Here is a 24,104-nt window from a genome sequence, read left to right as displayed (position 1 = left end):
GGTTCAAATGGTTCAAGATGGTTTAATTTTGAACAACATTGAACCATATTAAACTCTTTGAACAAACTTGAACAAACTTGAACAAGTTTAAACTAAATAATTGAAGAGGAGGATTTTAAACAATGCCGATTGATCCAACCAAGCACGCAGACTGGGAGATTGCAGAAGCCGCTGAAGCGCACATGAAGACTGTTTATCAGTTAGGAGAGGAACTTGGTCTTGAAAAGGAAGAACTTTTGCCGCACGGGCATTATGTGGCAAAGCTTGACTTTAATAAGATACTGAAACGTCTTGCCGGCAGACCGGACGGAAAATACATTGATGTTACCGCTATTACACCGACCCCTCTGGGAGAAGGCAAGTCAACAACAACAATCGGATTGACTCAGGGGCTTGGCAAGCGTAAAAAGAATGTTATAGCAGCCATCCGGCAGCCATCCGGCGGACCGACGATGAACATTAAGGGTTCTGCCGCAGGCGGCGGATTGTCGCAGTGCATTCCTCTGACCCCGTTTTCATTAGGGCTTACCGGCGACATCAATGCAATCATGAATGCTCACAATCTTGCAATGGTTGCGCTTACGTCCCGCATACAGCACGAATTCAACTACACTGACGAACAGCTTGCGAAGCGCAAATTAAAGAGGCTCAACATTGACCCGCGCAATATTGAGATGAAATGGATAATGGATTTCTGTGCGCAGGCGTTAAGAGAGATAACAATAGGATTAGGCGGCAAAAACGACGGCTTTATGATGAATTCCGGATTTGCAATAGCGGTTTCATCAGAGGTTATGGCTATCCTTGCTGTCGCAAAAGATTTAAAGGACATGAGAGAGAGAATGGGGAGGATTGTTGTGGCCTATGACAAGAGCGGCAAGCCCGTTACAACAGAAGACCTTAATGTCGCAGGCGCAATGACTGCCTGGATGGTGGAGGCGCTCAATCCCAATCTCATGCAGACGATTGAGGGACAGCCGGTCCTTGTACATGCAGGTCCTTTTGCCAATATTGCAATCGGGCAGTCGTCTATTATTGCAGACAGGATCGGACTTAAGCTTGCTGATTATAATGTGACGGAGTCCGGGTTTGCGGCAGACATCGGTTTTGAGAAATTCTGGAATCTAAAATGCAGGTTCTCAGGACTGAAGCCTAATGCAGCGGTTCTCGTTGCTACAATCAGGGCCTTAAAATGCCACGGCGGCGCTCCGATTCCTGTGCCGGGAAGGCCGATACCTGAAGAATACAAGGGTGAAAATGTCGGCTGGGTGGAAAAGGGCTGTGTAAATCTTATTCATCTGGTGAATGTCGTTAAGAAGGCAGGCATTAATCCTGTTGTCTGCATAAACGCTTTTTATACAGACACCGACAATGAGATAAAGGCTGTCCGCAGGATTGCAGAGACGGCAGGCGCAAGAGTTGCGCTCTCAAAACACTGGCAGTTTGGCGGTGAAGGGGCCCTTGAACTTGCGGATGCGGTTGTTGATGCGTGCAATGAACCGAACAACTTCAAGTTTCTTTATGAACTTTCCACACCATTACGCAAGCGCATTGAATTAATTGCAACAGAAGTTTACGGAGCAGACGGCGTGGAATATGCTCCTGATGCGTTTGTAAAGGCAAAGAAGATGGAGGAAGACCCCGAGACTTCAAAACTCGGAACATGCATGGTCAAGACCCATCTGAGTTTAACCGACAATCCTAATTTAAAAGGCGTGCCAAAAGGGTGGAAGCTTCTCATCCGTGACATTCTCACTTACAAAGGCGCGGGCTTTGTTGTTCCGGTTGCAGGCGCAATTAAGTTGATGCCGGGAACAGCATCAGACCCTGCATACCGCAGAGTTGACGTGGATGTAAATACAGGCAAGGTTAAAGGGCTGTTTTAGAAAGACTCAGGTGGAGGCTTTTTTTGGGACCGATAACAGGCAATCTTCCCAATATTTTGACAATAATCCGGATATTGTTACTGCCTTTTTTTGCGGCGACTTTAATTTACGGTTACTATGAATACAGCCTTATTCTTTTTCTGTCGGCCGGAATTACCGACATACTTGACGGGCTTTTGGCAAGGGCGAAAAAACAGATAACGGCATTGGGAGGCATACTGGATCCGGTTGCGGATAAGTTCCTGCTTATAACGTCTTTTATTTTGATGAGCGTTTACGGCTGGATACCGAAGTGGCTTACAATTACGGTTATAAGCAGGGATCTGATTGTGGTGACGGGCTGGCTGATTTTTTATTTTGTCACACATACCGTAAGGGTTGAGCCGAGCCTTGTGGGAAAGGCTGCAAACCTCTGCCAGTTTTTCCTGATAGGGTTTGCGCTGTTATTAATTAATATAAAGGGGAACGCCGAAATGCCTGTATTTTTTATGGTTGCAGTTGCATTTCTTACGGCAGCCTCTGGCATACATTATATTTACAGGGGATTGAAGATTTCCAACAATGCGATGGTTAAGAGCGGTTAAATGGATAGTGAGCGTATTCCCTGTGGTCTTGCCGCAGGGAAGATCAATAAATGAGCCTTGTAATTAGTCATATCACAGAAGGAAGCATTGCCCATGAGGCCGGACTTAAAAAGGACGACATTATTCTGTCTGTCAACGGCGCGCAGGTCAAGGACCTTATTGATTACATGTACTATTCAAAGGACGGGACGCTGGATTTGAAAGTCCAGAGGGGGGATAAGACTCATCTGGTTAAGATAAAAAAGAAGCAAAAGACAGACCCGGGTTTTGAACTGAAACCGTTCATGCCGAAGTCCTGCAGGAATAAATGTTTATTCTGTTTTGTTGACCAGATGCCCAAGGGTATGAGGAAATCGCTTTATCTGAAGGATGACGATTACAGGATGTCTTTCCTGTATGGGAATTATATAACGCTGACAAATCTTCCGCCTGCCGATAAAAAACGCATCTTTGAGCAGAGACTCAGTCCTATTTATGTCTCTGTTCATACCACAAACAATGACCTGCGCAGAAAAATATTAGGCAATCCCAAGGCGCCGGATATCCTGGCCGAGATTCAGGATTTTGTAAACAATAAAATAAGGCTGCACGCACAGATTGTAATAATTCCCGGGGTTAATGACGGTGAGGAACTTTCAAAGACCATCAAGGACCTGTATAAGTTTTACCCTTATATTGCATCAATCGCAGTTGTTCCTGTGGGATTGACGAAATACAGAAAGACACATGTAAAATCTGTTGAAAAGGCCGAGGCTGAAAAAATAATAGAGATGATCAGGCAATTCAGCAAGAGGTTTAAAAAACGCCACGGAGACCCCGTAATATATGCGGCGGATGAGTTATACATAAAGGCAGACATGCCATTTCCTCCTATCGGAGAATACGGCGACTTTCCTCAGATTGAAAACGGCGTCGGACTGGCGCCGTCATTTTTAAATTCCATGAAGAAATTAAAAATCCCTAAAAAGATGGAGCCGCGAAAAGTGTTTGCAATTACGGGCGCTGCTTTTGCGCCGTATCTTGAAGAGGCAGCTCAGAAATTCAGCGCCATAGACGGACTCTCCCTTGAGATTCTAAAGATAGAAAATAAGTTTTTTGGTCAGACAATCACTGTGGCGGGACTGCTTACAGGCAAGGATATACTGAAGACGCTGATCGGGAAGGTAAAAGGCGATTGTCTGTTAATTCCCAATGTTTTGCTTAAAGACGGCGCCGGCATATTTCTGGACAATCTGACGCTGAAGGACCTTGAGGAAAATCTGCAGATTAGGGTCAAGGCGATTGAGTCTACCCCTGAAGGATTATTAAAAGGGATAACCGATGGATGTAAGTGGGAAAACTAAAATACTTGGATTGTTAGGCTTTCCTGTAGAGCACACACTGTCGCCGGCAATGCATAATGCCGCATTCAAGGTAATGAAACTTGATATGTGCTATCTGCCGTTTAAAGTTCTTCCCGAGGAACTTCCGCAGGCTGTCAAGGCAGTAAGAGTGCTTAATCTTACCGGCGTAAATGTCACTGTGCCGCATAAGGAAAAGGTTGTATCCTTGCTTGATGAGGTTGATAAAGAAGCGCTGTTCATCAGCGCAGTAAATACAATCGTCAATAAAGACGGAAAACTTATCGGATATAACACAGACGGCAGGGGATTTATGAAGTCATTATCTGAGGCGGGAATATATGTCCGCGGAAAGAAAATTCTGATAATTGGCGCAGGCGGCGCATCGCGCGCAATCAGCTATTATCTCAGTGAGAAAGCAGGAAAATTATTTTTGTTTGATATAGATAAGAAAAAAGCGGAGAAGCTTGTGAGGGATTTAAGAAAAATCCGCAAAAACATTTTTTTCTTCAGCTATCAGCCATCAGCTATCAGCCATCAGCTTGATGAGTTTGACATAATAATTAACGCAACGCCGCTCGGTTTTAAAAAGGGCGACCCGATGCCTATCAATTTAAGCAACCTCAACAAAAAGCATATTGTCTGTGACTTAGTCTATAAAAAAACAGTATTTCTTGGAAAAGCCTCTCAAAAAGGATGTAAAACTCTTAACGGACTCGGCATGCTCCTGTGGCAGGGCGTGTTTGCATTTGAATTATGGACAGGGAAAAAACCGCCTGTTGAAGTAATGAGAAAGGCGCTGGAATCAGGACTCGCAAAAGCCGGATAGGGGAAGATATCTCCCCTCCCTTGTCGGAGCGACCCTGCGCGGAGACCCGTTTCGGGACGGTCACTGGCTAGTAGAGGAGGGGATGAAGGGGAGGGTGTATTTTTATACTCCCTTTGTGTTCCCGGCACTTCGGGATTGTGTTAATTCCCGCGAAAACCTGCCTGCCGGACAGGCGGGAATTCAGAAGTTATGCTACTGGATTTATATCAATCCAACTATAAAAAATTCTTATAGCATCTATAAAATTTATTAAATTTTCTTGACAGGGTTTGTAACTTTGTGTAAATGTTAAATTGTATAATAATTTTCCAGATAAAGCCAAATCCTGAGTAATCGGGAGGCGGAAAGCACCAGATACCGGAGAACCGGCATGGCTGAGCTGCCAAGGAAAAACCTTTGGCATGCTCAGCTTTTTTGTTTTTTGAGGAGATTTTTAAAGTCTTTGTCATTCCGTGCTTGACACGGAATCCAGAAGATTTTCAGGATAAAAATTCCAATATAAGAGCAACCATTAGGATGGTTATGAATATATATAAAGATTGCAGGGGATAAGGGGATTTGGAAAGATGAAAAGCAAGAAAATAACCCCTTTTTTTCTTTACTGCAAATTATTAAATTTTTCTACGGTAAGTCCAGCTTGATTTATCAGTTTGCGGAGCAGTCCGGGACCGAGTTCTTTATGCTGAGGAATGGATAATGTCCACTGATAGCCGGGTTTTGTCATCATTACATAGGAGCCTTTTTGCCGGACAGCAGTCCAGCTTGCTTCCTGGAATTTTCGGACTGCTTCTGCACCTGAGCAGAGTTTTAAATTTTTTTTACTCATCAAACAGCAACTTCAATAAGACGGGAAGAATCAATGACTTGTTTAGATTCCATTACCTCAAACCAACCCTCAATAGCTTCTTTGATATTGGCAATGGCTTCTTCATAAGTTTTCCCCTGAGAAAGACACCCCGGAAGCGCCGGCACTTCGGCTACATAATAACCTGCTTCATCTTGTTCAATTATCGCGTGCAATTTTATAAAATCTCCTATTTTAGAAAACTATTTACTCAACTTTACCATATAAATAATTTTTCTGTCAAAAATATAGAGAGAAGATGAAGAAAGGGTTTATAAAGATGAAAAGAAAAAATGGAATCGTTATATTTATTTGTTTTGGAGAGGGCTAAGTGAAGAATGAAGACCTGACCCCATCCAAATTTAAAAACCAGAGAAATCAATTTGACAAGGAGACAGATTATGAAAAAAACTGTTTACAGCTTATTCTTATTAATCATTTTTATGACAGCTTTGTATGCAAAAGTGGAAGCTGCGTCTCAAACTTGGCAACAGGTGCCTCTGCGTACTCAAGCACAAGAAAATGAGGGGATGTCTGGTGGAGAGGGTATGCAGATGGTTTGGGGACTTAGTTACGCACCATCAAATCCTTATATTTTATATTTAGTGTCAAACACATCCCAGGTATGGAAAAGCAAGGATGGGGGTAATACATGGCAAATGAAGCATAAAGGATTTTTAGCAAATGGAGGAATCTCTTTAGCTGTTCATCCAAACAATGAAAATATTGTCTTTGTAGCCGGCTCAAGTTACCAAACAGAATCAAATGAAATTGCAGACGGCATATACAGAACACAAGATGGAGGAGAAAGTTGGAATAGGGTTTATCCAACTCATTTTTATAGTTTAGGAGCCAAAAAAGGTGGGGTTAATTTTGCCTTTGCAGGAGCAAATACTATTTATGCTGGCACTCATGAGGAAGGACTATTAAAATCCATAGATGGAGGAGACACATGGAGTCCATTAAATATATTATCAGGAACAAAAATATTGGATGTAAAGGTAAATCCCCAGAACTCCTCTATTATATTTTTAGCTACCGAGAATGGACTTTACAAAGTAACTGACAATGGAACAGTAACTCTTGAACCGATAGGAACTGATCTCCCAATAGATGATTTTCCAAGGGCGATAGTAGTGAATCCCAATAATCCTAATATTATTTATGTCACAGTTGGAACAAAGGGAGTTTATAAATCCACTGATGGTGGTAATAGTTTCAGCCCTAAGAACACTGGGTTATCTCCTGTGAATCAGGGCAAGAAAGCCACCTATTTGGCAATGAGTTCTAAGGATCCCAACTATCTTTATGTAAGTTTTTATATGTTAGGGGGAAATCACCCATATTATACACATAATGGTGGAGAGAATTGGTATAAACCCTCTACAATGGATAACGGCAGTTTAATTTATGAAGTAAATGATTCACAAGGTGGGGAATATTATAGTACACCAATTGCAACCCATCCGGGTATCAATCCAGACAATGAAAAAATCGCAATAACCTCTGGAGCCGGAAATCATCTTGAGAAAACTACCAATGGAGGAGATACCTGGACATATTCTGGAAACGGTTATACAGGGGGAAGGGCAGGGGTTAGCTCAACTTCTTTTAGTTGGGACTCTAACAACCCCAATAGGTTTGCATTATTTTTAATGGATTTCGGTCCTGTACTCACAGAAGATGGGGGTTCAACATTCAAAAATCTAAAAATACCACGTTATACCGGTGTTAGGACAACACCGGTAGGTGCACTTGACCCTACTCCTAATTCCAACGTAATTGTAACCGCAGTAGGCGGGTGGACTAATCAGGTAATTGCCGTAACGCAGGACGGGGGACAAAACTGGACATTAATGGATGGAACTAATGGTAAACAATACACTGAAGATAATTATAATTTTATTGCTTTCCATCCACAGAACCCAAACATTGTTTACGCGGGTAAATATAAGAGCACTGACAAAGGTAACAATTGGAGTGAGCTTTCTAAAAAAGTTGTTGCTATGTTTCAGGGCGATGCAAGTGATGAAAATATAATTTATGCTGCAGACATGAATGGTTTTATCTTAACATTATCGAAATCAACTGATGGTGGAACTAATTGGATTTCATACGACTCTGTTGATATAGGCACCTCAGGGCCCGGAGAAATTTTTATAGATCCTAAAAATCCAGACAGAATTTATGTGACAGGACTATGGGAAGGAGTACATATCTGGAATGGGTCGACATGGGATTTAAAAACATGCGGAGGCGAAGGCAACTTAGAAACTGACGCTTTTGGAACATGCAGTACACGATATATAACAGTAGACCCAAAACATCCAAATGTTGTTTACGCTGGGAAATGGATAAATTTTTATGGGCATTCTAATGGAATTTTTAGATCAATAAATTATGGGGACACATGGGAGAATATTACATATAACCTTGGTCCAGAATTTACGCCATGGTCAATATCAGTAAACCCACACAATGGATATGTGTATGTCGGCTCCTCGCACGGAACATGGCGTTTGCCGCCTACATACACAGACAATGATGGGGATGGGTATGCCATAGAAGACGGCTTTGGTCCCGTGGATTGTAATGACAGCAACCCATCAATAAATCCCGGAGCAGCCGAAATACCAAACAACAACATAGACGATGACTGCAACCCTGCAACGCCTGTCCTATCCGTTTCAGGCAATGCTTATAACTACCCTATCCCATTCTTCAGAGCGACGTTAGCTGTCAATGTAAATGCCTCATCCCTTGGAACGAGCTATGTGAGGTACTACTACACCCGGACAAGGATGAATTTTGCGAGCACGGCAATAAGCGGCATTACGGTTTCAAACGGCATTGCAGCAGTTACAGGCACAGGGACTGTGAATGGAACTGCCGGATATACATTTACAGCTACAATAACAGATGGCAGTCCTGATGCAATAGGCGTGCAGATTAAAAAATCTGACGGAACGCTTTATTACAATGCGCTGTCTAAGGCTGTAACCAGCGGGAATTTTACGGTGACAGGAGAGTAAAAAGAAAGTTAAAAGTTGGGAGTTAAGAGTTAAAGAATTAAGAAAAAAAAGATACGTAACGCGTGATGGGTGAAAAAAAGTAGAGAGTAGCAAGTAGTAAAGGGGAAAAGACAGTTAAGAATTAAAAGCTGAAAGTTAAGAGCCTGTCTGCTTGGCTTTTATTCCTATATGCCGGGATAGTTCCCAATCCATTTTACAAAACTGAAATCCTGCTTAAGGCTGTTGAACAGTTTTTTATCTCCCTCTCTTATTCTTCCGGCAGTGTTTTGCAGAAGGAGAGGACGTCAAGCTGGTCCTTCAGCCCTAAGAAGAGCAGGGAGATCATCTGGGTTCCGGGATGTCCCCACCGGATTTTGTGAATGGTTTCCCACGGGTTTTTATTTGCAGACGTTCCAACATATATGGGGTTTTGCATAGTACCGTGATTTATTGCCTTGCCGTCATCGCCGTGGCATTTTATGCATGTGGTCAGATATATCCTTGCGCCGTTTGCAGGCTCGCCGATAACCTTTTTTGTTGTACGGTCAAGGTAGAGGTCCATGTCTATCTGCCCGAAGGAGACAAACAGTGACAGGGCTTCCAGATCACTTTCTCCTATCATATTTCCAAGAGCATGGGTTTTATTCTTAAGTATTTTTACTATTTCCACCGGATCCTGATTGGCATAAGCCCTGATGCCTCCGATGCCTGTATAATGCTCGCCGCTTGAATAAATGCCTGCCTTGCCTTTATAGTCCCAGCCGTGACATTCCTTACAGCGCCATGTATCCAAGCCTTTAATTTTTCCTTCGGCAGGGTAGGCGGGGTGTGTCTTATCAATCTTTACCCTGAGTTCTGCGGGCCAGTTGTCGTATAAAACGCCTCCCTTGGCAAGCTGTGCAAATTTCCATCCGGTCAGCTTATCTATCTCGCTGGCAGATGATGATGAAGTGATTGCTGACAGAATAAAGAGTACTGAACAACAAAAACAAGACAGGATTATTTTTTTCATTTTATCCCCCCCCGATAAGATATGGTTATTTGCCGTTTTGAAACTATATAAAATTTTACCGGTAGTGTCAAGTGTTTTTAACTTTTACTTCACGGCTTCTATATTTACCATGGTGATAGAGGGCATGCCGTTTAAGAAGGGAGAGGTCAGGGTGTTTATTTTTGCATGGGGAAAATGTGCAGAGACAAACACTGCGCCTTCCGGGATTTCGTCGGAAACCATTGCCTTAAGATAAACACTGGTACGGCTTGAACTTACTTTTACATGACTGTTGTCTGTGATGCCGAGTTTTTTGGCATCTTCTTCATTTATCTCAAGAATTGCCTCGGATGCCACCAGGTCCAGTGATTTTGACCGTGCAGACATGCTCCCTGAGTGCTGAAGAATATCCCTGAGTATCAGGGATATGGGATAACTGTCTGATTTTTCGGCAGGGGCGTAACTAACCGGACTAAAACAAGGTTGAGGGTTGAGGGTTGAAGGTTGAGGGTTGAAGGATGAAGTTATTTCTTTGGTAATATCTTCAATGTTTCTTATGCCTGTGTCTTTCCCCATGCATAAAGCAAGGTCCTTCAATATCCTCCAGTCAGGAAGAGGCTGTTCTGCCGTGTCAATTACTTTTTGCAGCCGCTGGTTAAGCCCTTCGGCATTGGTGAATGTTCCGTCTTTTTCAGCCCAGCTTGACGCAGGCAGGACTACATGCGCTAATTTTGCGGTTTCAGTAAGCGCTATGTCCTGAACAATCAGAAAATCCAAAGACTTCAACTTATTTATTATACTTGAGGTGTCCGGGAAGTTGAGCGCAGGGTCTTCTCCCATGATATATAATGCCCTGATAGAGTCCGGGTTATAAAGCATTTCAAAAATATCTTTTCCTGTGCTTGAATTGTTTAAACCGTTCAAAAGGTGATATGCGCCGAAGCTGTTTGAATATTCCGCAGGTATTTGAAGCGAGCTGTGGCTGTCGCCAAGCAGTAAGATAAGATTGGCAGCGGCAAGAACGGTATCCATGCCTTTGGTGTTCTCCGAAGCGCTTATTGTGAGGGAAATCATTCTGCTTTTGGCGCGGGCATATGTTTCAGAGGCTGCTGTCAGCTCTGCTTCTGTTAATCCGGTAATCCTGCAGACCTTCTCAGTGGTGTAATCATCTAATAATGTCTGAAGCGCTGAGAAACCTGCAATACCCGATACCTTTTCTTTATCAAAGAGCTCTTTGTCCATTATAATTTTCATTATTCCGTTAAGCAGGGCTATGCCTGTCCCGGGTTTTATCCTGAGCTTCTGCGAGCTGTGTCTTGTAAGTTTTGTTTCCCTACTGTCGGCAACAATAAGCTTTGAACCTTCCCTTTTGGCCTGTAAGATATTCAGCCCGAATACCGGATGCGTAACAGTCAGGTCGGATTCAACTATCAGAATGGCTTCTTTATCAAGCGGGGATTTAAGGTTAATGCTGTGGCATTTTTGACCGAAGGCCGTTTCCCATGCCTTTTCAACAACTGCATAGCCAAAGGCTGCCGATGAGTCAATATTGTTTGAGCCGATAATGTGCTTCATGAATTTTTGCAGCATATGATTATCTTCATTAGCGCATCTGTGCGAGCCTATGGCGCCTATGGAAGACGGCCCGTGTTGTTCTGAAATAGACCGGAGGTTTTCGCTGATGTAATTCAACGCCTCAGTCCAGGAAGCCTCTCTAAAACTTGGAAAGGGGTCGAGGGGTCGAGGGGTCGAGGGGTCGAGTTTTTCACTTGAATCCTTGAATCCTTGAATCCTTGAACCCTCTTTTTTATCCTTTATTCTAATCAGCGGGGTCTTCAGGCGGTTTTTGCTGTAAATGTAATCAAAGCCGAATCTGCCCCTGCCGCAGAGATTGCCTTTGCTTTGTCCCCTGCCTTCTACTCCCCGTGACCTTAATATTTCTCCATCCCGAATTCCGAGAGTCAGGGTGCAGCCGCAGCCGCAGAACGGGCATATGGTATCTTTTTCATCAAGGAACCAGGGCCTTGCCTTGAATTTATACGGTTTGCTGAGAAGCGCGCCGGTAGGACATGCATCTATGCACTGCCCGCAGTAATCGCATTCAAGTATTTCGCCGAAAGCAGGCTGGACCACTGTAGAAAATCCCCTGCCGATAAACCCTAATGCTCCCCGGCCCTGATGCTCATCGCACAGCCGCACGCATTTGCCGCATAAAATGCATCTGTTTGCAGTCAGCTCTACCAGTGGACCCCTTACATCAGGAGGCGCTTCTTTCCGGTGTCTGATAAAGCGCGCTTCAGGTTTACCGTAGTCGTATGCAAAGTCCTGAAGGTCGCACTCGCCGGCCTTGTCGCATAGCGGGCAGTCCAGAGGATGGTGCACCAGCATGAGCTCAAGCACTGTCTGGCGCGCCTTCCTCAGTTTCGGCGTATCAGTTTTTACCGCCATGCCTGCAGTGACCGGGCTTGAGCATGAAGCAAAAAGCCTCGGCTGACCTTCCACTTCAACAACGCACAACCTGCATGCGCCATAAGGCTTGAGCCTTCTGTCATAGCAGAGGTTTGGAATCCTGATGCCGTTTTTCAGCGCAGCCTCAAGAATGGTCGTGCCTTCTACAGCTTCAATTTGTTTGCCGTTAATTGTTAAAGTTACCATAATAAAACCTTTCAAAGGATTCAAGGGGTCAAGCGGTCAAGGATTCAAGTGAATTTTAGCGCTACGTTATTCGTTATCCTATAACTTATAACTTATAACTTATAACTTATAACGAATTCCATAGTTTACTTGAACCCTCGAATCCTTGAATCCTCTAACCCGATTTTACTCTTTCTTCACTGTTTCTCTCGCTGCTGCCGGCAGTATTCGGATAGAATTAAACTTACAGGTTTCATAACAGTTCCTGCAGTGGACGCAGACCTCCTGCATAATATTGTGAGGTTTTTTCTTTTCCCCTGTAATTGCCTTAGCCGGACAGGCCCTCATGCATGCGCCGCATCCGGTGCAGGTTTTTTCATCAATCATAAATGTGCAGAGACTGCGGCACACACCTGCCTTGCACCATTTATCTTTTATATGCGATTCATATTCATCTTTAAAATACCGTATTGTTGTGAGGATGGGATTCGGCGCTGTTTGTCCGAGGCCGCAAAGCGATGCAGCGATAATATCCAGCGAGAGATCCTCAAGTGTTTCTATATCGCTTTCTTTTCCCCTGCCTTCTGTAATGTCAATGAGCATATCAAGCAGTATCCTGGTACCCACCCTGCAGGGCACGCACTTTCCACAGGATTCGTCCGCAGTGAATTCCAGGAAGAACTTTGCAATGCTGACCATGCAGTTGTTGTCGTCCATTACCACCATGCCGCCTGAGCCCATGATGGCTCCTGTCTTTACGACATCTTCATATGTGACCGGGATGTCAATCAGACTTTCAGGGATACAGCCTCCTGACGGTCCTCCCATCTGGACTGCTTTGAATTTTCTTCCCTTTTTTATACCCCCGCCTATGTCAAAAATAATGGTCTTCAACGGCGTGCCCATAGGCACTTCAATAAGCCCGATATTGTTAACTGCGCCTGTAAGGGCGAAAACCTTTGTCCCGGTGCTTTTTTCAGTGCCGAGGCTTTTATACCAGTCTGCTCCGTTCATAATTATCAGGGAAATCTGCGCAAGGGTTTCAACATTGTTTAAAACTGACGGCTTGTCCCATAATCCCTTGTGGGCAGGGAAGGGCGGCCGTGGTCTCGGCATGCCGCGCTTGCCCTCAATGGACCGCATCAAAGCGGTTTCCTCTCCGCAGACAAAGGCCCCGGCTCCCTGATAAATCTCAAGGTCAAAATCAAAACCGCTGTCAAGGATGTTTTTACCGAGGAGTCCTGCCTCATAACATTGGTCTATCGCCAGCTGAAGCCTTTTCACAGCCAGAGGGTATTCAGCTCTTACGTAGATGTAGCCGTTATGAGAGCCGATGGCCCTTGCGCCGATAATCATGCCTTCAATAACAGCATGCGGGTCAGCCTCCATTACAGACCTGTCCATAAATGCGCCCGGGTCGCCTTCATCACCGTTGCAGAGCATGAACTTTACATCAGACCTGACCTTTGAACAAAATTCCCATTTCATGCCTGTTGGAAATCCAGCTCCGCCCCGGCCTCTTATCCCTGAATCTTTTATCACATTTATTACGTCCTCAGGGGTCATCTGTGTCAGCACCTTAGCCGCGGCCTGATAACCGTCTCTTGCAATGTACTCTTCAATTTTTTCAGGGTCAATAAGCCCTTTGTTCCTTAATACCCTTAGAACCTGATGTTTAAAGAAAGGGATGTCCTTCATTAAAGGGACAGCAGACTTTTTTTCAGGCTCCTTGAACATCAGCTTCTCATACGGCCTGCCTTTAAGGAAGTGTTCTTCAACCAGTTTGGGTATTTCATCTACGCTAACTGCCTGATAAAAAATGTCATCAGGATAAACCGACATTACAGGACCTTGCGCGCAGTAGCCGTTACAGCCGGTGAGGACTACTTTTATTTCGTTTTCAAGCCCCGTTTTCTTCAGCTCTTTCTCAAGGGCGAACTTAACCTTCATGGTTCCGCTGGCAACGCAGCCCGTCCCTGCACATAGCATTATATTTGCGCGAAAATTTTCCATAGACTCCTAAATAGGGTTCAAGGATTCCAGGATTCCAGGGTTCAAGTGACAATTTTTTAAAATGTAGTTTTCTATCACTTGAATCCTTGACCGCTTGACCCCTTGAATCCTTTTTTTAGTATGTTGTTTCACAACCGGCTACCAGCACATATTTTTCAACAGGTGTTCCTGCTATAATGTGTTCTTTGAATATCTGTTTAATTTTATCTTCATTTAAGTCGCAGTATTTTACTGGCGGCTGATTGATTATTTCAACAGTCGCCATGGGCTCACGGGCGCAAAGCCCTGCGCAGCCCGAGGTTGTGACTATGACATCCTTTACACTGGCATTTGAAATTTCATCCATTAATGCAGTCATGACAGCCCTTGCGCCTGCCGCAATTCCGCAGGTGCCCATGTGGACTGTAACTTTTGCCCTGTAACCGCCTTCTCTCAGGGTAAATTCCGCCTGATGTTTTTCTTTGATCTTTAGAAGGTCATCTATCGTCAGTCTCGTCATTTTTAATCTCCTTTGCTGTCTGCAAATTCTTTCTCTTCGGACAGCGCCGCCGTCTGCAGTGAGGCATAGTTGCTCAGGGCATCTACCGCCTTTTTCTGAGTCAATGAGCCGTATGTATCATGGTCTATGACCATGACAGGCGCGAGGCCGCAGGCGCCAAGGCATCTGACGGTCTCAAGAGAGAATTTCTTATCTGCCGTTATTCCGCCGACATCTATCATTAGCGTATCTTTAAGTTTGGCTATTATTGTCTCAATTCCTTTAACATAACATGCAGTCCCGAGACATACCCTTACCGTGTGGTCGCCCCGCGGCTTCATTGTAAAGAATGAGTAAAACGAAACAATGCTGTGAATCTCAGCCGGCGATATATTTAAACCTTTTGCAATACGTTTTTGTATTAAGGGCGGCAGGTATCCGACGATTTCCTGTGCGCGCTGAAGCGCGGGTATTGCGTTGCCCGGCTTGTTTTTATATTCCCTGAGGACCCTGTCAAGCTCGGCAATCATGGCAGGAGGGAATTCCTCTTTTGGTTTTTCTCCAGCAACTGTCCCCTTTATCCATTGAAAGGCCCTGTGCGTAACATCTGTAAGCACTGCCGGAGTAAACGGCTTTGGCACATAATCAATGATGCCCATCTCAAGAGCTTCTTTGATTGTCTCCTGCGTCGGATAGCCTGTAATGACTACAATGCCCTGTGCGGGTTTGGCCCTTTTTATCAGTTTGATCAGTGTTATGCCGTCCATTCCGGGCATTTTTAGGTCGGTGAGCACGAGGTCGTAGTTAGTTTTTTCTATTTTGCGCAATGCCTCTGCGCCGCCGGAGGCGCTGTCTACATTGTAGCCTTCAGCATTTAAGATTCTTTCACAGCTTTTTATAACAACAAGCTCATCATCAACTACCAGCACGCTGCCGGACATAAGTTCTCCCTTATAAAAAACCGTTATGCGTAATCCGTAATGAGTAATGTGTATTTCCCTGTTACGCTTTACGCAATAAACGCTATGAACCTGCCTACCGGCAGGCAGGCGCTATGAACGCACTACTCTGTGCTCAACGGAAACACCCTTGCCAGCCATATGAGCCAGCCCTCTGAAAGGTGTTCCTGCAATAAGACTGCCATGACATCATTGACCTTTGTATTTATCTCTCTAAGTTCTCCGTTCATCGGCGCCATGAGCTCGCTGCTTTGGCCTGTGCCTGTGTAAATCCTTGCAAAGGGCTCGCCTGCCGTGAATTTTTCCAAGTCTTTTATAAAATCAACATACATGAGATTGCCCGTCAGAATCCAGTATCTCAGGTCACAGCCTATCTCCCATAAGTTATTATCAATCGGTCTTGCCCATGTGCCTTCTTTATAAAATATTACGGGATTTTCCGTGTCCCTTGAGGGAACTGTGTAATTCCTGAAGTCATTAATAAATGCCTGCCTCAGTATCCAGCCTTTGGTGTCAAAGACTTTCTTGGCTATATTTATCATGAAATCAGGCGTAAAAGGTTTTTCAATGTATTCCGAGGCACCTAACGTTATGGATTCTTTTGCATCTTCAAGAGTAGGGTAACCTGTGATTATTACGACATCGGTCTCAGGCTTGATTATGCGGGACTCTTTAAGCACGGTCAGGCCGCTGATGTCAGGGAGCCTGACGTCAGCGATTACCAGATCAAAATCCTCTTTGGATATTTTATTGAGTGCGGCTTCTCCTCTTTCAACTGTAGTTATATTGTAGCCTTCTGCGCCTAATATCCTTTTACAGCTCAGGCTTACAATAGGGTCATCATCAAGTACAAGGATTTTACCTTTTTCCATCATCAGCCCTTTCTAACTTTTTATAAACCGGAATGACGGGACTTATTGAGGTTATATATTATCATATCCTATGTATCTTTTAGCCACTGCCTTATACCGTCTTTAATAAAATTTATTATCTCAGGGTCATTCACAGGAACATCCCCCATTTTTTCCTTAATTTCTGCCGTATCAATTATATAGGTTTTGTCATTTCTTTTGAATTCAAATGTGAAGTCAATGTGAGGACTGGCGGCGATTAAAACCATTATGGTTTTTTCAATTTCTCCAAGTGGTTTTCTGTCAATGTGGTCATGCCGGAAATTTGCGGTGATGGTTGTGCCCTGGCCCCTTTCCGATTTGATGGAAATATCCCCGCCGGCTTCTCTTGCCGCATCTGCTAAAAACGGGATGCCAAGCCCTGTGCGCTTTGCTTTTGTCGTGAAAAAGGGGTCATAAGCCATTTTTATTGTTTTCTCATCCATTCCCCTGCCGTTATCGGCTATTTCCACGCTGAAGAGATTTTTGCCGGTGTCTTCAGTTATCGTCAGCCGGATTTTTGTCGCGTCAGCGTTTATTGAATTTTCTATGACGTCAAGAATGTGTAATGAAAGGTCTTCCATACTCGGTTTTTAAAACGGATTATAGCAGAATATGATTTTCATGGCTACAAAAGAAATTAACGGGCAGTATTATAAAGATTTTATAGCGCCTAACTATATAAATAATTTTTCTGTCAGAGAGGTAGGGAGAGGATGGAAAAGGGGTTTTAAAAGATGGAAAGAAATAAAAAAATAGAACCGTCATATTTATTTGTTTTGGAAGGGGGATTAAGTGAAGAATGAAGACCTGACCCCAAGTCTCTACCCCCACTCCACTTTTCTTCCGTCAATATTTTTAAAGGCGGAAGATAGCTCGGCTATTGTAGGTTCTTTTATGAAAAATGTTGAGGTCCTTGCGCCGATGTCGTCTATCCTATGCGAATCAGACGCTGATATCCACGGGATATGGTTATATTCCCTGAATTTTCTCTCGGCCTCTTCCCGTGACAGCCTGAAAGATATCTCCAGCGCATCAAATTTTATATCCTCGGGGATGAAGCCGAACTGGGATATGACGCTGAAAAAACTCCTGTCAATATGCGATGCTATTGCAAGCCCTCCGAACAGATGAATTATTTTTACTATTGAATGGGCGGTCAGTAATGCGGCTCCTATAAGCAGGCGTTTGTTGAAACCCAGCACTACGTCATTTTCATCCGCGACTATTTGATAGCCGAATCTCTTTTCGTCATTTTTTCCGGGCATCAGATTCATATAAACTATATCCTGAAGTCTCATGATGCCTTCAATGTCATCAAAGAGCGCCAAAATGTGAGCCTCTTCCGAAGAGGCGATTTCCATTCCGGCAAGGACCGTAAGCCCTGTGCCTTCTGCGGCTTTTTTTGCCGCCGCAGTATTTTCAGCGGAATTGTGGTCCGTGACGGCAATGATGTCTATGCCTTTTTCAATTGCCCGTTTCACAATTGTTGAAGGCGTTATGCCGATGTCAGCGCACGGAGACAGGCATGTATGGATGTGCAGGTCAGCCTTGAATGTCCGGAGCGTTTCCATGATTTTTTATTCCAGTGAACTGTTTGCAAGTTTTAAAAATATTCGTTTAGTTTAATCTGTTCAAAATGTTCAAATGGTTTAAATGGTTTAATATGGTTGAACATTGCAGATAAATTGAACGATTTTAACGTTTGAACAATTTAAACGTTTTTTCCTTGTAGAAGCTGATAAATTCTCCCTGCTGTTTCAAATGCCGGCATGGAGGTTGTCATAATTGTAATTTTTTCCTCCTCTGCTTTTTTCAGTGTCTCCTCCGGAGGCTTTTTACTGCTGACAATGATTATGCCTGCAAGGTTTTTTACGCTTGCGACGGCAACTATATTTAAGTTAGTCTGAAGTGTAATCCAGACATTACCTTCCCTGCTGTTTGCCAGTACATCTGAAAGCAGGTCGCTTGAATATCCGCCGCTTACATCTTTCTGAAGCCCGTCGCTGTATGAGTTAACTTTCAGAGGCAGTTTATTGACAATATCGTTAAGTTTCACAGCGCACCTCCTGATTCCTTTATTTAATATTTATCACCATCTCAACCGTGGTCCCTTCGCCGACAACCGAGTCAATCTTAAATTCATCCGAGTTTTTTTTCATATTCGGAAGCCCCATGCCTGCGCCCCAGCCCAGCTCCCTTACCCAGTCCGGCGCGGTGGAATAGCCTTCCTGCATCGCCAGTTCAATATTTTCAATGCCGGGCCCCATATCTTCCACTTTAATTTTTATCTGCTCCAGTGTGATGGCATAATGAAGCCAGCCGGCCGCGGCGTAAATTATTACATTTATCTCAGCCTCAAAGGTCACGATTGCAACCCTTCGTATGATTTCCTCATTCAATCCAAGACGCGCAAGCTCCTGCTTCAATTTAATTGACGCCTCGCCGGCATTGTCAAAATTGCCTCCGATAAGCTGAAAACTTCCTTCTATTGATTGAGAAATAGCCATATGTTATTTTTCAGAACAATCGCGTATGCCGTTCATGTACAGCCTTCCGCATGCGGCGAATTTGGACAGCGGTGTGACAAGCAAATGGATATTCTTTTTTTTAGCAAGTTCAACAGTCTCGCTGTCAGGTTTTTTGTTTTGAACAAAGACAATGGCGTTTATGCGGGTAATCTCGGCAGTGCGTATCACATGCGGATGTGTAAGTCCGGTAATTAGTATGCAGTCAGGGGGCGCAAAAAAAAGCACGTCGCTCATTAAGTCGCTGCTGTATACCAGCATGATATCAGCATCCAGATCTGCGGAATCTGATATTACCTCTGCATCAAGCAGTCTTGCAATTTCTTTTAATTTCAAGTAGTTTCCTGTTTTTATAAGCAAAGATTATATTTTAATTTAAATTTTTATGTTGACTGAATACCGTCACTTCATCATATTATACTTACTTTTTTTGGTATTGGAAAGATAATACCACACAACAATCTGCCTTGCAATTCAATAGTTTTGTTGTGAAAAAGACAGCGTTCTATTTTTTTGATTATATAAAAATATTTTTTCCGGAGGTGTGAATGAGACTTGTATTGTTAGGTGCGCCGGGTGCCGGCAAAGGGACTCAGGCAAAAAAACTTATTGAGAAATACGGCATCCCACAGATATCTACCGGTGATATCCTCAGAAAGGCAGTAGCAGACGGAACCCCGCTCGGCAAAGAGGCAAAGTCTTATATGGACAAGGGGGAACTCGTGCCGGATAAGGTCGTCATAGGACTGATTGAGGACCGGCTGAAACAGCCGGACTGCAAGAAGGGTTTTATACTTGACGGATTCCCGCGCAATACCGCGCAGGCCGAGACGCTTGATGCAATGCTGAAGAAACTGAACATGCCTCTTGATTCAGCCTTAAGCGTTGAGGTCCCAAAAGACGACCTCATGAAAAGACTTACCGGCAGAAGGACCTGCAGGGGCTGTCAGCAGATGTATAACGTATATTTTTCCCCGTCCAAAAAGAACACAGTGTGCGACAAATGCGGGGGAGAGCTTTTCCAGAGGGATGATGACAAGGAAGAAACGATAAAAAGAAGGCTTGATGTGTACGAGGCCCAGACTGCGCCGCTGATTGATTATTACAAAAAAGGCGGAATACTGAAATCGGTAATGGGCACCGGCGGCATTGATGATATTTTCAATAAGGTATGCAGTTTGCTGGGAAAATAACTTAAAAATAAGTTCAAACAGTTCAATGTTGTTTAAATGGGTTGACAACAGAACCTTGAACGTATAAACAAAATCCAAAATATATTAAGGAGGAGAAATGTCACTTGTAAATCCGCACGGCAAAGCAAAAAAATTAAAGCCCCTTTTGCTTGAGGGCCAGGAGCTTGCAGAGGAAAAGAAAAAGGCGAAGACTCTTCTTGAGGTAAGGACCGCTTCAAGGGAGACAGGCGACCTCATAATGATGGGCATCGGAGGATTCACTCCGCTTACGGGCTTTATGGGACACGACGACTGGAAGGGTGTTTGTGATAATTATAAAATGGCAGACGGAACTTTCTGGCCTATTCCTGTGACGCTTTCCACATCGGAGGGACAGGCTAACAGCATAAAGAATGGACAGGAAATAGCCCTTATAGATGAAGAATCCGGCGAACTTATGGCCACAATGAAGGTTCAGGATAAATACAAAATAGACAAGGCGCATGAATGCAAGCAGGTCTTTAAGACGACTGATATGGAACACCCCGGAGTGGCAAAGGTAATGGGGCAGGAAGAAGTAAACTTAAGCGGCACGGTTAAGGTGTTAAGCGAGGGAATGTTCCCGAAGCAGTTTGCGGGAGTTTATATGAGGCCTGCTGAGACCAGAAAAATATTTGAGGCAAAAGGCTGGAGCACGGTTGCATGCCTTCAGTTAAGGAACCCCATGCACAGGTCTCACGAATATCTTGCAAAGATTGCAATTGAGACATGCGACGGCGTACTGATTCATCAGCTTTTGGGAAAATTAAAATCCGGCGATATACCGGCAGAAGTCAGGGTAAAGGCGATAGACAAATTGACAGAGCTTTACTTTGTAAAGGATACAAGCATTCAGGCCGGCTATCCGCTTGACATGAGATATGCAGGACCCCGCGAGGCATTACTGCATGCATTGTTCAGGCAGAACTACGGCTGCAGCCATCAGATTATCGGGCGCGACCATGCAGGCGTCGGTGAATACTACGGTCCGTTTGATGCACAGAAGATATTTGATGAGATACCAAAGGATGCCCTTGAGACAAAGCCGTTGAAAATAGACTGGACGTTCTACTGTACAAAGTGCGACGGCATGTCATCAATGAGGACCTGCTGCCACGGCAAGGAAGACAGGATGCTTCTTAGCGGCACAAAGTTAAGGAAGATGCTTTCAGAGGGAGAGACCGTTCCCGACCACTTCAGCCGTCCTGAGGTTCTGGAGATATTAAGGGAATACTATTCAGGTCTGACAGAGAAGGTTGAGATAAAGACCCACAAATATTCAGAAGGAATAAAATAAGGCAATTAACAATTTTCAATTATTAATTAACGAGAGGGGGTGAAGTTAGAAGCAGTATTAGATGGTTTTTAAAACCATAAAAAAGTTTTCAAACTCAATTAACTTAAGTTAGGAGGTTAGATTATGCCAAGTTTTGTAATCACAGAAAAATGTGACGGCTGCAAGGCGCAGGATAAGACTGCATGTCAGTATATTTGTCCTCATGATTTGATGGCCCTGGACAGAGAAAAGATGAAGGCTTACAATCAGGAACCCGAGCAGTGCTGGGAGTGCTTTAACTGTGTAAAAATATGCCCTCAGCAGGCTATAGAAGTAAGGGGGTATTCAGACTTCGTTCCCCTCGGCTCCAGTACCATCCCTTTGAGAGGCACTGACTCCATTATGTGGACAATTAAATTTAGGAATGGAATTCTGAAGAGATTCAAATTCCCCATCAGAACTACCGTAGAAGGTTCCGTTGATCCATATAAAGGAAAACCGGCGCCTGACTTCTCAACTATTAAACAACCCGGGTTTTTTAATAGCCCGGCAAGGAAAGAATAATTTAAGGAGGTGAAAAAATAATGGAAAAAGAAACCTGTACATTTTCATATTGTAAGAGACCCGAAGTAACAGAAGTTGAATGTGATCTCCTGATCATGGGCGGCGGTATGGCCGGCTGCGGCGCAGCTTATGAGGCATGCCGCTGGGCCAATGAAAAGGGACTGAAGGTGGTCCTCGTTGACAAAGCCGCAACAGACAGAAGCGGCGCGGTTGCAATGGGTCTGTCAGCCATCAATACCTATATCGGTGAGAACAAAGTTGAAGACTATGTAAGATATGTCAGAAACGACCTTATGGGCATTATCAGAGAAGACCTGGTGTTTGACCTCGGAAGGCACGTTGATGACAGCGTCCAGCTCTTTGAGGAGTGGGGGCTTCCTATCTGGAAAAAAGGCGATGACGGTTTTTCGCTTGACGGATTTCAGGCAAAGGATGCAGGAAAGGCATCACTGAAGGACGGCGGCATGCCGGTCAGGTCAGGTAAATGGCAGATAATGATCAATGGCGAATCCTATAAAGTTGTTGTTGCAGAAGCTGCAAAGAAGGCGCTTCAGACCAACCGTGAAAAAACCGGTATGGCGCAGAACCATTTTGAAAGGGTTTTCATCGTGAAGGCCGTAAAGGACACAAACGGCAAGAACGTGGCAGCAGCTATAGGATTCAGCACGAGAGAAAATAAGATTTACTCCTTCAAGGCAAAGGCAATGATCTGCGCGACTGCCGGAGCAGTCAACTGCTTCAGGCCGAGGTCGGTTGGTGAAGGTATGGGAAGGACCTGGTACCCGGTATTTAGCTGCGGTTCAGGATACGCCTTCGGAATGCAGGCCGGCGCTGAGCTGACATTAATGGAGAACAGATTCGTACCTGCAAGATTTAAAGACGGATATGGTCCTGTCGGCGCCTGGTTCTTGTTCTTCAAAGCAAAGGCTACAGACAGCTATGGCAACGATTACTGTGCGGACAAGGAATATTTTGATGACGCAGTTGCCAGATATGGAGACTATGCAAAAGGTCTCGGCACGGCTATAAGAAACCATCTCATGATGCGGGCTATGAAGGACGGCAGAGGCCCGATCCTTATGCAGACCCCTGCGGCTATGGCAGCATTAGGCACAGCCTTTAAAGAGAAACTTGGCGACAAAGAAGGCGCCAAGAAAATGAAACACCTTGAGGCAGAGGCATGGGAAGACTTCCTTGACATGGCTATCGGACAGGCGTCTCTCTGGGCGGCAAAGAATATTGAGCCGGATAAGTCTGTTTCCGAAATCATGCCGACAGAGCCGTATCTCTTAGGTTCACACGCAGGCTGCGCGGGATTCTGGGTAAGCGGACCCGGCGATCTTCCCGGCACACCGGCACATTACAGTTGGGGATATAACAGGATGTCTACCGTACCCGGTCTCTTTATGGCAGGCGACGTTGTAGGCGCCTCAGGCCACAAATTCTCATCCGGTTCTCATGCAGAAGGCAGGCAGGCGGCAAAGGCTGCAATAGCTTACATCCTTGATAATGCAAGCTATAAGCCATCACCAAAACTGTCTCTTGACGAAATCGCAGCTGAACTGTATATGCCGTTTGAGATTTATGAAAAACACAAAACCTATACAACCGAACCAGGCGTCAATCCTAACTATATCGGACCAAAAGCTCTCCAGGCAAGATTGATGAAGATCTCTGATGAATACTTTGGCGGTGTAGCCACATGGTACATGACCTCAAAGACCATGCTTGAGGAAGGTTTAAGACTGCTTGAGATGCTTAAAGAGGATGCATGCAAAATGGCAGCAAAAGACCTCCATGAGCTCTTAAGGTGCTTTGAAAACTACCACAGAATTCTGTCGGTAGAGGCGCATGCAAGGCATATCCTCTTCAGGGAAGAATCCAGATATCCGGGTTACTACTACAGAGGCGACCACAACAAGATTGATGATGCGAACTGGAAATGCTTTACAAACTCCAGGTATGATGCAGAGACTAACAAATGGGAGTTAAAGAAAGTACCATACGTTCAGATGGTTAAGTAGGTGATGTTATATGGGGAGGGCACAGCCCTCCCCATATTTTTT

The 24,104-nt window shown here is 44.4% G+C and carries 22 protein-coding genes and 1 riboswitch; of the genes, 9 read left to right on the top strand and 13 right to left on the bottom strand.

From position 1 onward, the window contains the following. Positions 1–122 precede the first annotated feature (122 nt). From HZA10_00365 to HZA10_00350, 4 genes are read left to right on the top strand one after another with little or no spacing between them, the layout of a single operon-like run. A complete protein-coding gene (locus tag HZA10_00365; protein ID MBI5194755.1) occupies positions 123–1,886 on the top strand; it encodes a formate--tetrahydrofolate ligase in 1,764 nt (587 codons plus the stop codon). Between the two features lie 23 nt (positions 1,887–1,909). Next, entirely contained in the window at positions 1,910–2,470 is a 561-nt protein-coding gene (locus HZA10_00360) for a CDP-alcohol phosphatidyltransferase family protein (GenBank protein ID MBI5194754.1), read from the top strand. A gap of 50 nt (positions 2,471–2,520) precedes the next feature. After that, on the top strand, positions 2,521–3,813 hold the full coding sequence (locus HZA10_00355) for a DUF512 domain-containing protein (protein MBI5194753.1): 1,293 nt from the start codon (positions 2,521–2,523) through the stop codon (positions 3,811–3,813). Beyond that, on the top strand, positions 3,791–4,639 hold the full coding sequence (locus HZA10_00350; GenBank protein ID MBI5194752.1) for a shikimate dehydrogenase: 849 nt from the start codon (positions 3,791–3,793) through the stop codon (positions 4,637–4,639). Before HZA10_00355 ends, HZA10_00350 begins: the two co-directional genes overlap by 23 nt. A gap of 307 nt (positions 4,640–4,946) precedes the next feature. Then, a riboswitch (cyclic di-GMP riboswitch) is annotated at positions 4,947–5,026 on the top strand. Between the two features lie 211 nt (positions 5,027–5,237). Here HZA10_00350 and HZA10_00345 read toward each other — a convergent pair. After that, entirely contained in the window at positions 5,238–5,465 is a 228-nt protein-coding gene (locus HZA10_00345) for a type II toxin-antitoxin system HicA family toxin (GenBank protein MBI5194751.1), read from the bottom strand. Beyond that, a complete protein-coding gene (locus HZA10_00340) occupies positions 5,465–5,665 on the bottom strand; it encodes a type II toxin-antitoxin system HicB family antitoxin (protein MBI5194750.1) in 201 nt (66 codons plus the stop codon). Before HZA10_00340 ends, HZA10_00345 begins: the two co-directional genes overlap by 1 nt. Positions 5,666–5,884: 219 nt before the next feature. On the opposite strand from HZA10_00340, the gene HZA10_00335 reads away from it, so the two are divergent. Continuing rightward, positions 5,885–8,515, top strand: a complete 2,631-nt coding sequence (locus HZA10_00335; protein MBI5194749.1) for a hypothetical protein — start codon at positions 5,885–5,887, stop codon at positions 8,513–8,515. A gap of 247 nt (positions 8,516–8,762) precedes the next feature. Here the strand turns inward: HZA10_00335 and HZA10_00330 are convergent, their stop codons facing one another. From HZA10_00330 to HZA10_00280, 11 genes are all read right to left on the bottom strand, one after another. Further along, positions 8,763–9,506, bottom strand: coding sequence for a hypothetical protein (locus HZA10_00330; GenBank protein ID MBI5194748.1), 744 nt, complete (start codon positions 9,504–9,506; stop codon positions 8,763–8,765). Between the two features lie 84 nt (positions 9,507–9,590). Further along, positions 9,591–12,140 carry a molybdopterin-dependent oxidoreductase gene (locus tag HZA10_00325; GenBank protein MBI5194747.1) on the bottom strand — a complete coding sequence of 850 codons (2,550 nt, stop codon included), beginning with the start codon at positions 12,138–12,140 and terminating at the stop codon, positions 9,591–9,593. A gap of 165 nt (positions 12,141–12,305) precedes the next feature. Then, entirely contained in the window at positions 12,306–14,132 is a 1,827-nt protein-coding gene (gene nuoF / locus HZA10_00320; GenBank protein ID MBI5194746.1) for an NADH-quinone oxidoreductase subunit NuoF, read from the bottom strand. A gap of 115 nt (positions 14,133–14,247) precedes the next feature. After that, positions 14,248–14,631: a (2Fe-2S) ferredoxin domain-containing protein gene (locus tag HZA10_00315; GenBank protein ID MBI5194745.1), complete on the bottom strand. Its 384-nt coding sequence runs from the start codon at positions 14,629–14,631 to the stop codon at positions 14,248–14,250. Positions 14,632–14,633: 2 nt separating this feature from the next. Next, on the bottom strand, positions 14,634–15,551 hold the full coding sequence (locus tag HZA10_00310; GenBank protein MBI5194744.1) for an NAD(P)H-dependent oxidoreductase subunit E: 918 nt from the start codon (positions 15,549–15,551) through the stop codon (positions 14,634–14,636). A gap of 122 nt (positions 15,552–15,673) precedes the next feature. Then, positions 15,674–16,444, bottom strand: coding sequence for a response regulator (locus HZA10_00305; GenBank protein MBI5194743.1), 771 nt, complete (start codon positions 16,442–16,444; stop codon positions 15,674–15,676). A gap of 65 nt (positions 16,445–16,509) precedes the next feature. Continuing rightward, positions 16,510–17,043, bottom strand: coding sequence for an ATP-binding protein (locus HZA10_00300; protein ID MBI5194742.1), 534 nt, complete (start codon positions 17,041–17,043; stop codon positions 16,510–16,512). A 240-nt stretch (positions 17,044–17,283) separates the two neighbouring features. Next, complete coding sequence (locus HZA10_00295; protein ID MBI5194741.1) at positions 17,284–18,033, bottom strand: PHP domain-containing protein; 750 nt, start codon at positions 18,031–18,033, stop codon at positions 17,284–17,286. A 140-nt stretch (positions 18,034–18,173) separates the two neighbouring features. Then, positions 18,174–18,518 carry a serine kinase gene (locus HZA10_00290; protein ID MBI5194740.1) on the bottom strand — a complete coding sequence of 115 codons (345 nt, stop codon included), beginning with the start codon at positions 18,516–18,518 and terminating at the stop codon, positions 18,174–18,176. 19 nt (positions 18,519–18,537) lie between these two features. Then, entirely contained in the window at positions 18,538–18,969 is a 432-nt protein-coding gene (locus HZA10_00285) for an ATP-binding protein (GenBank protein ID MBI5194739.1), read from the bottom strand. 3 nt (positions 18,970–18,972) lie between these two features. Beyond that, positions 18,973–19,323: a hypothetical protein gene (locus tag HZA10_00280; protein MBI5194738.1), complete on the bottom strand. Its 351-nt coding sequence runs from the start codon at positions 19,321–19,323 to the stop codon at positions 18,973–18,975. 212 nt (positions 19,324–19,535) lie between these two features. Here HZA10_00280 and HZA10_00275 point away from each other — a divergent pair, with 212 nt between their 5' ends. The 4 genes from HZA10_00275 to HZA10_00260 all read left to right on the top strand — a co-directional run bounded on the left by HZA10_00275 (position 19,536) and on the right by HZA10_00260 (position 24,062). After that, on the top strand, positions 19,536–20,180 hold the full coding sequence (locus HZA10_00275; GenBank protein MBI5194737.1) for an adenylate kinase: 645 nt from the start codon (positions 19,536–19,538) through the stop codon (positions 20,178–20,180). A 97-nt stretch (positions 20,181–20,277) separates the two neighbouring features. Next, entirely contained in the window at positions 20,278–21,495 is a 1,218-nt protein-coding gene (gene sat / locus HZA10_00270) for a sulfate adenylyltransferase (GenBank protein ID MBI5194736.1), read from the top strand. A 123-nt stretch (positions 21,496–21,618) separates the two neighbouring features. Further along, positions 21,619–22,038 carry an adenylyl-sulfate reductase subunit beta gene (aprB, locus tag HZA10_00265; GenBank protein ID MBI5194735.1) on the top strand — a complete coding sequence of 140 codons (420 nt, stop codon included), beginning with the start codon at positions 21,619–21,621 and terminating at the stop codon, positions 22,036–22,038. A gap of 20 nt (positions 22,039–22,058) precedes the next feature. Then, the gene (locus HZA10_00260) at positions 22,059–24,062 is read left to right on the top strand and encodes an adenylyl-sulfate reductase subunit alpha (protein MBI5194734.1); all 2,004 of its coding nucleotides are present in this window, start codon (positions 22,059–22,061) and stop codon (positions 24,060–24,062) included. Positions 24,063–24,104 lie beyond the last annotated feature (42 nt).

Source organism: Nitrospirota bacterium (assembly GCA_016212185.1).
GTDB lineage: Bacteria > Nitrospirota > Thermodesulfovibrionia > UBA6902 > DSMQ01 > JACRGX01.
This window is presented reverse-complemented; position numbering and strand designations above follow the sequence as displayed.

Bases quoted from the DNA above. Each gene is read 5' to 3' on its own strand.
- HZA10_00365 (MBI5194755.1), top strand. From the start codon at position 123: ATGCCGATTGATCCAACCAAGCACGCAGACTGGGAGATTGCAGAAGCC.
- HZA10_00355 (MBI5194753.1), top strand. From the start codon at position 2,521: ATGAGCCTTGTAATTAGTCATATCACAGAAGGAAGCATTGCCCATGAG.
- HZA10_00350 (MBI5194752.1), top strand. From the start codon at position 3,791: ATGGATGTAAGTGGGAAAACTAAAATACTTGGATTGTTAGGCTTTCCT.
- HZA10_00345 (MBI5194751.1), bottom strand. From the start codon at position 5,465: ATGAGTAAAAAAAATTTAAAACTCTGCTCAGGTGCAGAAGCAGTCCGA.
- HZA10_00335 (MBI5194749.1), top strand. From the start codon at position 5,885: ATGAAAAAAACTGTTTACAGCTTATTCTTATTAATCATTTTTATGACA.
- HZA10_00330 (MBI5194748.1), bottom strand. From the start codon at position 9,506: ATGAAAAAAATAATCCTGTCTTGTTTTTGTTGTTCAGTACTCTTTATT.
- HZA10_00325 (MBI5194747.1), bottom strand. From the start codon at position 12,140: ATGGTAACTTTAACAATTAACGGCAAACAAATTGAAGCTGTAGAAGGC.
- nuoF (MBI5194746.1), bottom strand. From the start codon at position 14,132: ATGGAAAATTTTCGCGCAAATATAATGCTATGTGCAGGGACGGGCTGC.
- HZA10_00315 (MBI5194745.1), bottom strand. From the start codon at position 14,631: ATGACGAGACTGACGATAGATGACCTTCTAAAGATCAAAGAAAAACAT.
- HZA10_00310 (MBI5194744.1), bottom strand. From the start codon at position 15,551: ATGTCCGGCAGCGTGCTGGTAGTTGATGATGAGCTTGTTGTTATAAAA.
- HZA10_00305 (MBI5194743.1), bottom strand. From the start codon at position 16,444: ATGATGGAAAAAGGTAAAATCCTTGTACTTGATGATGACCCTATTGTA.
- HZA10_00300 (MBI5194742.1), bottom strand. From the start codon at position 17,043: ATGGAAGACCTTTCATTACACATTCTTGACGTCATAGAAAATTCAATA.
- HZA10_00295 (MBI5194741.1), bottom strand. From the start codon at position 18,033: ATGGAAACGCTCCGGACATTCAAGGCTGACCTGCACATCCATACATGC.
- HZA10_00285 (MBI5194739.1), bottom strand. From the start codon at position 18,969: ATGGCTATTTCTCAATCAATAGAAGGAAGTTTTCAGCTTATCGGAGGC.
- HZA10_00275 (MBI5194737.1), top strand. From the start codon at position 19,536: ATGAGACTTGTATTGTTAGGTGCGCCGGGTGCCGGCAAAGGGACTCAG.
- sat (MBI5194736.1), top strand. From the start codon at position 20,278: ATGTCACTTGTAAATCCGCACGGCAAAGCAAAAAAATTAAAGCCCCTT.
- aprB (MBI5194735.1), top strand. From the start codon at position 21,619: ATGCCAAGTTTTGTAATCACAGAAAAATGTGACGGCTGCAAGGCGCAG.
- HZA10_00260 (MBI5194734.1), top strand. From the start codon at position 22,059: ATGGAAAAAGAAACCTGTACATTTTCATATTGTAAGAGACCCGAAGTA.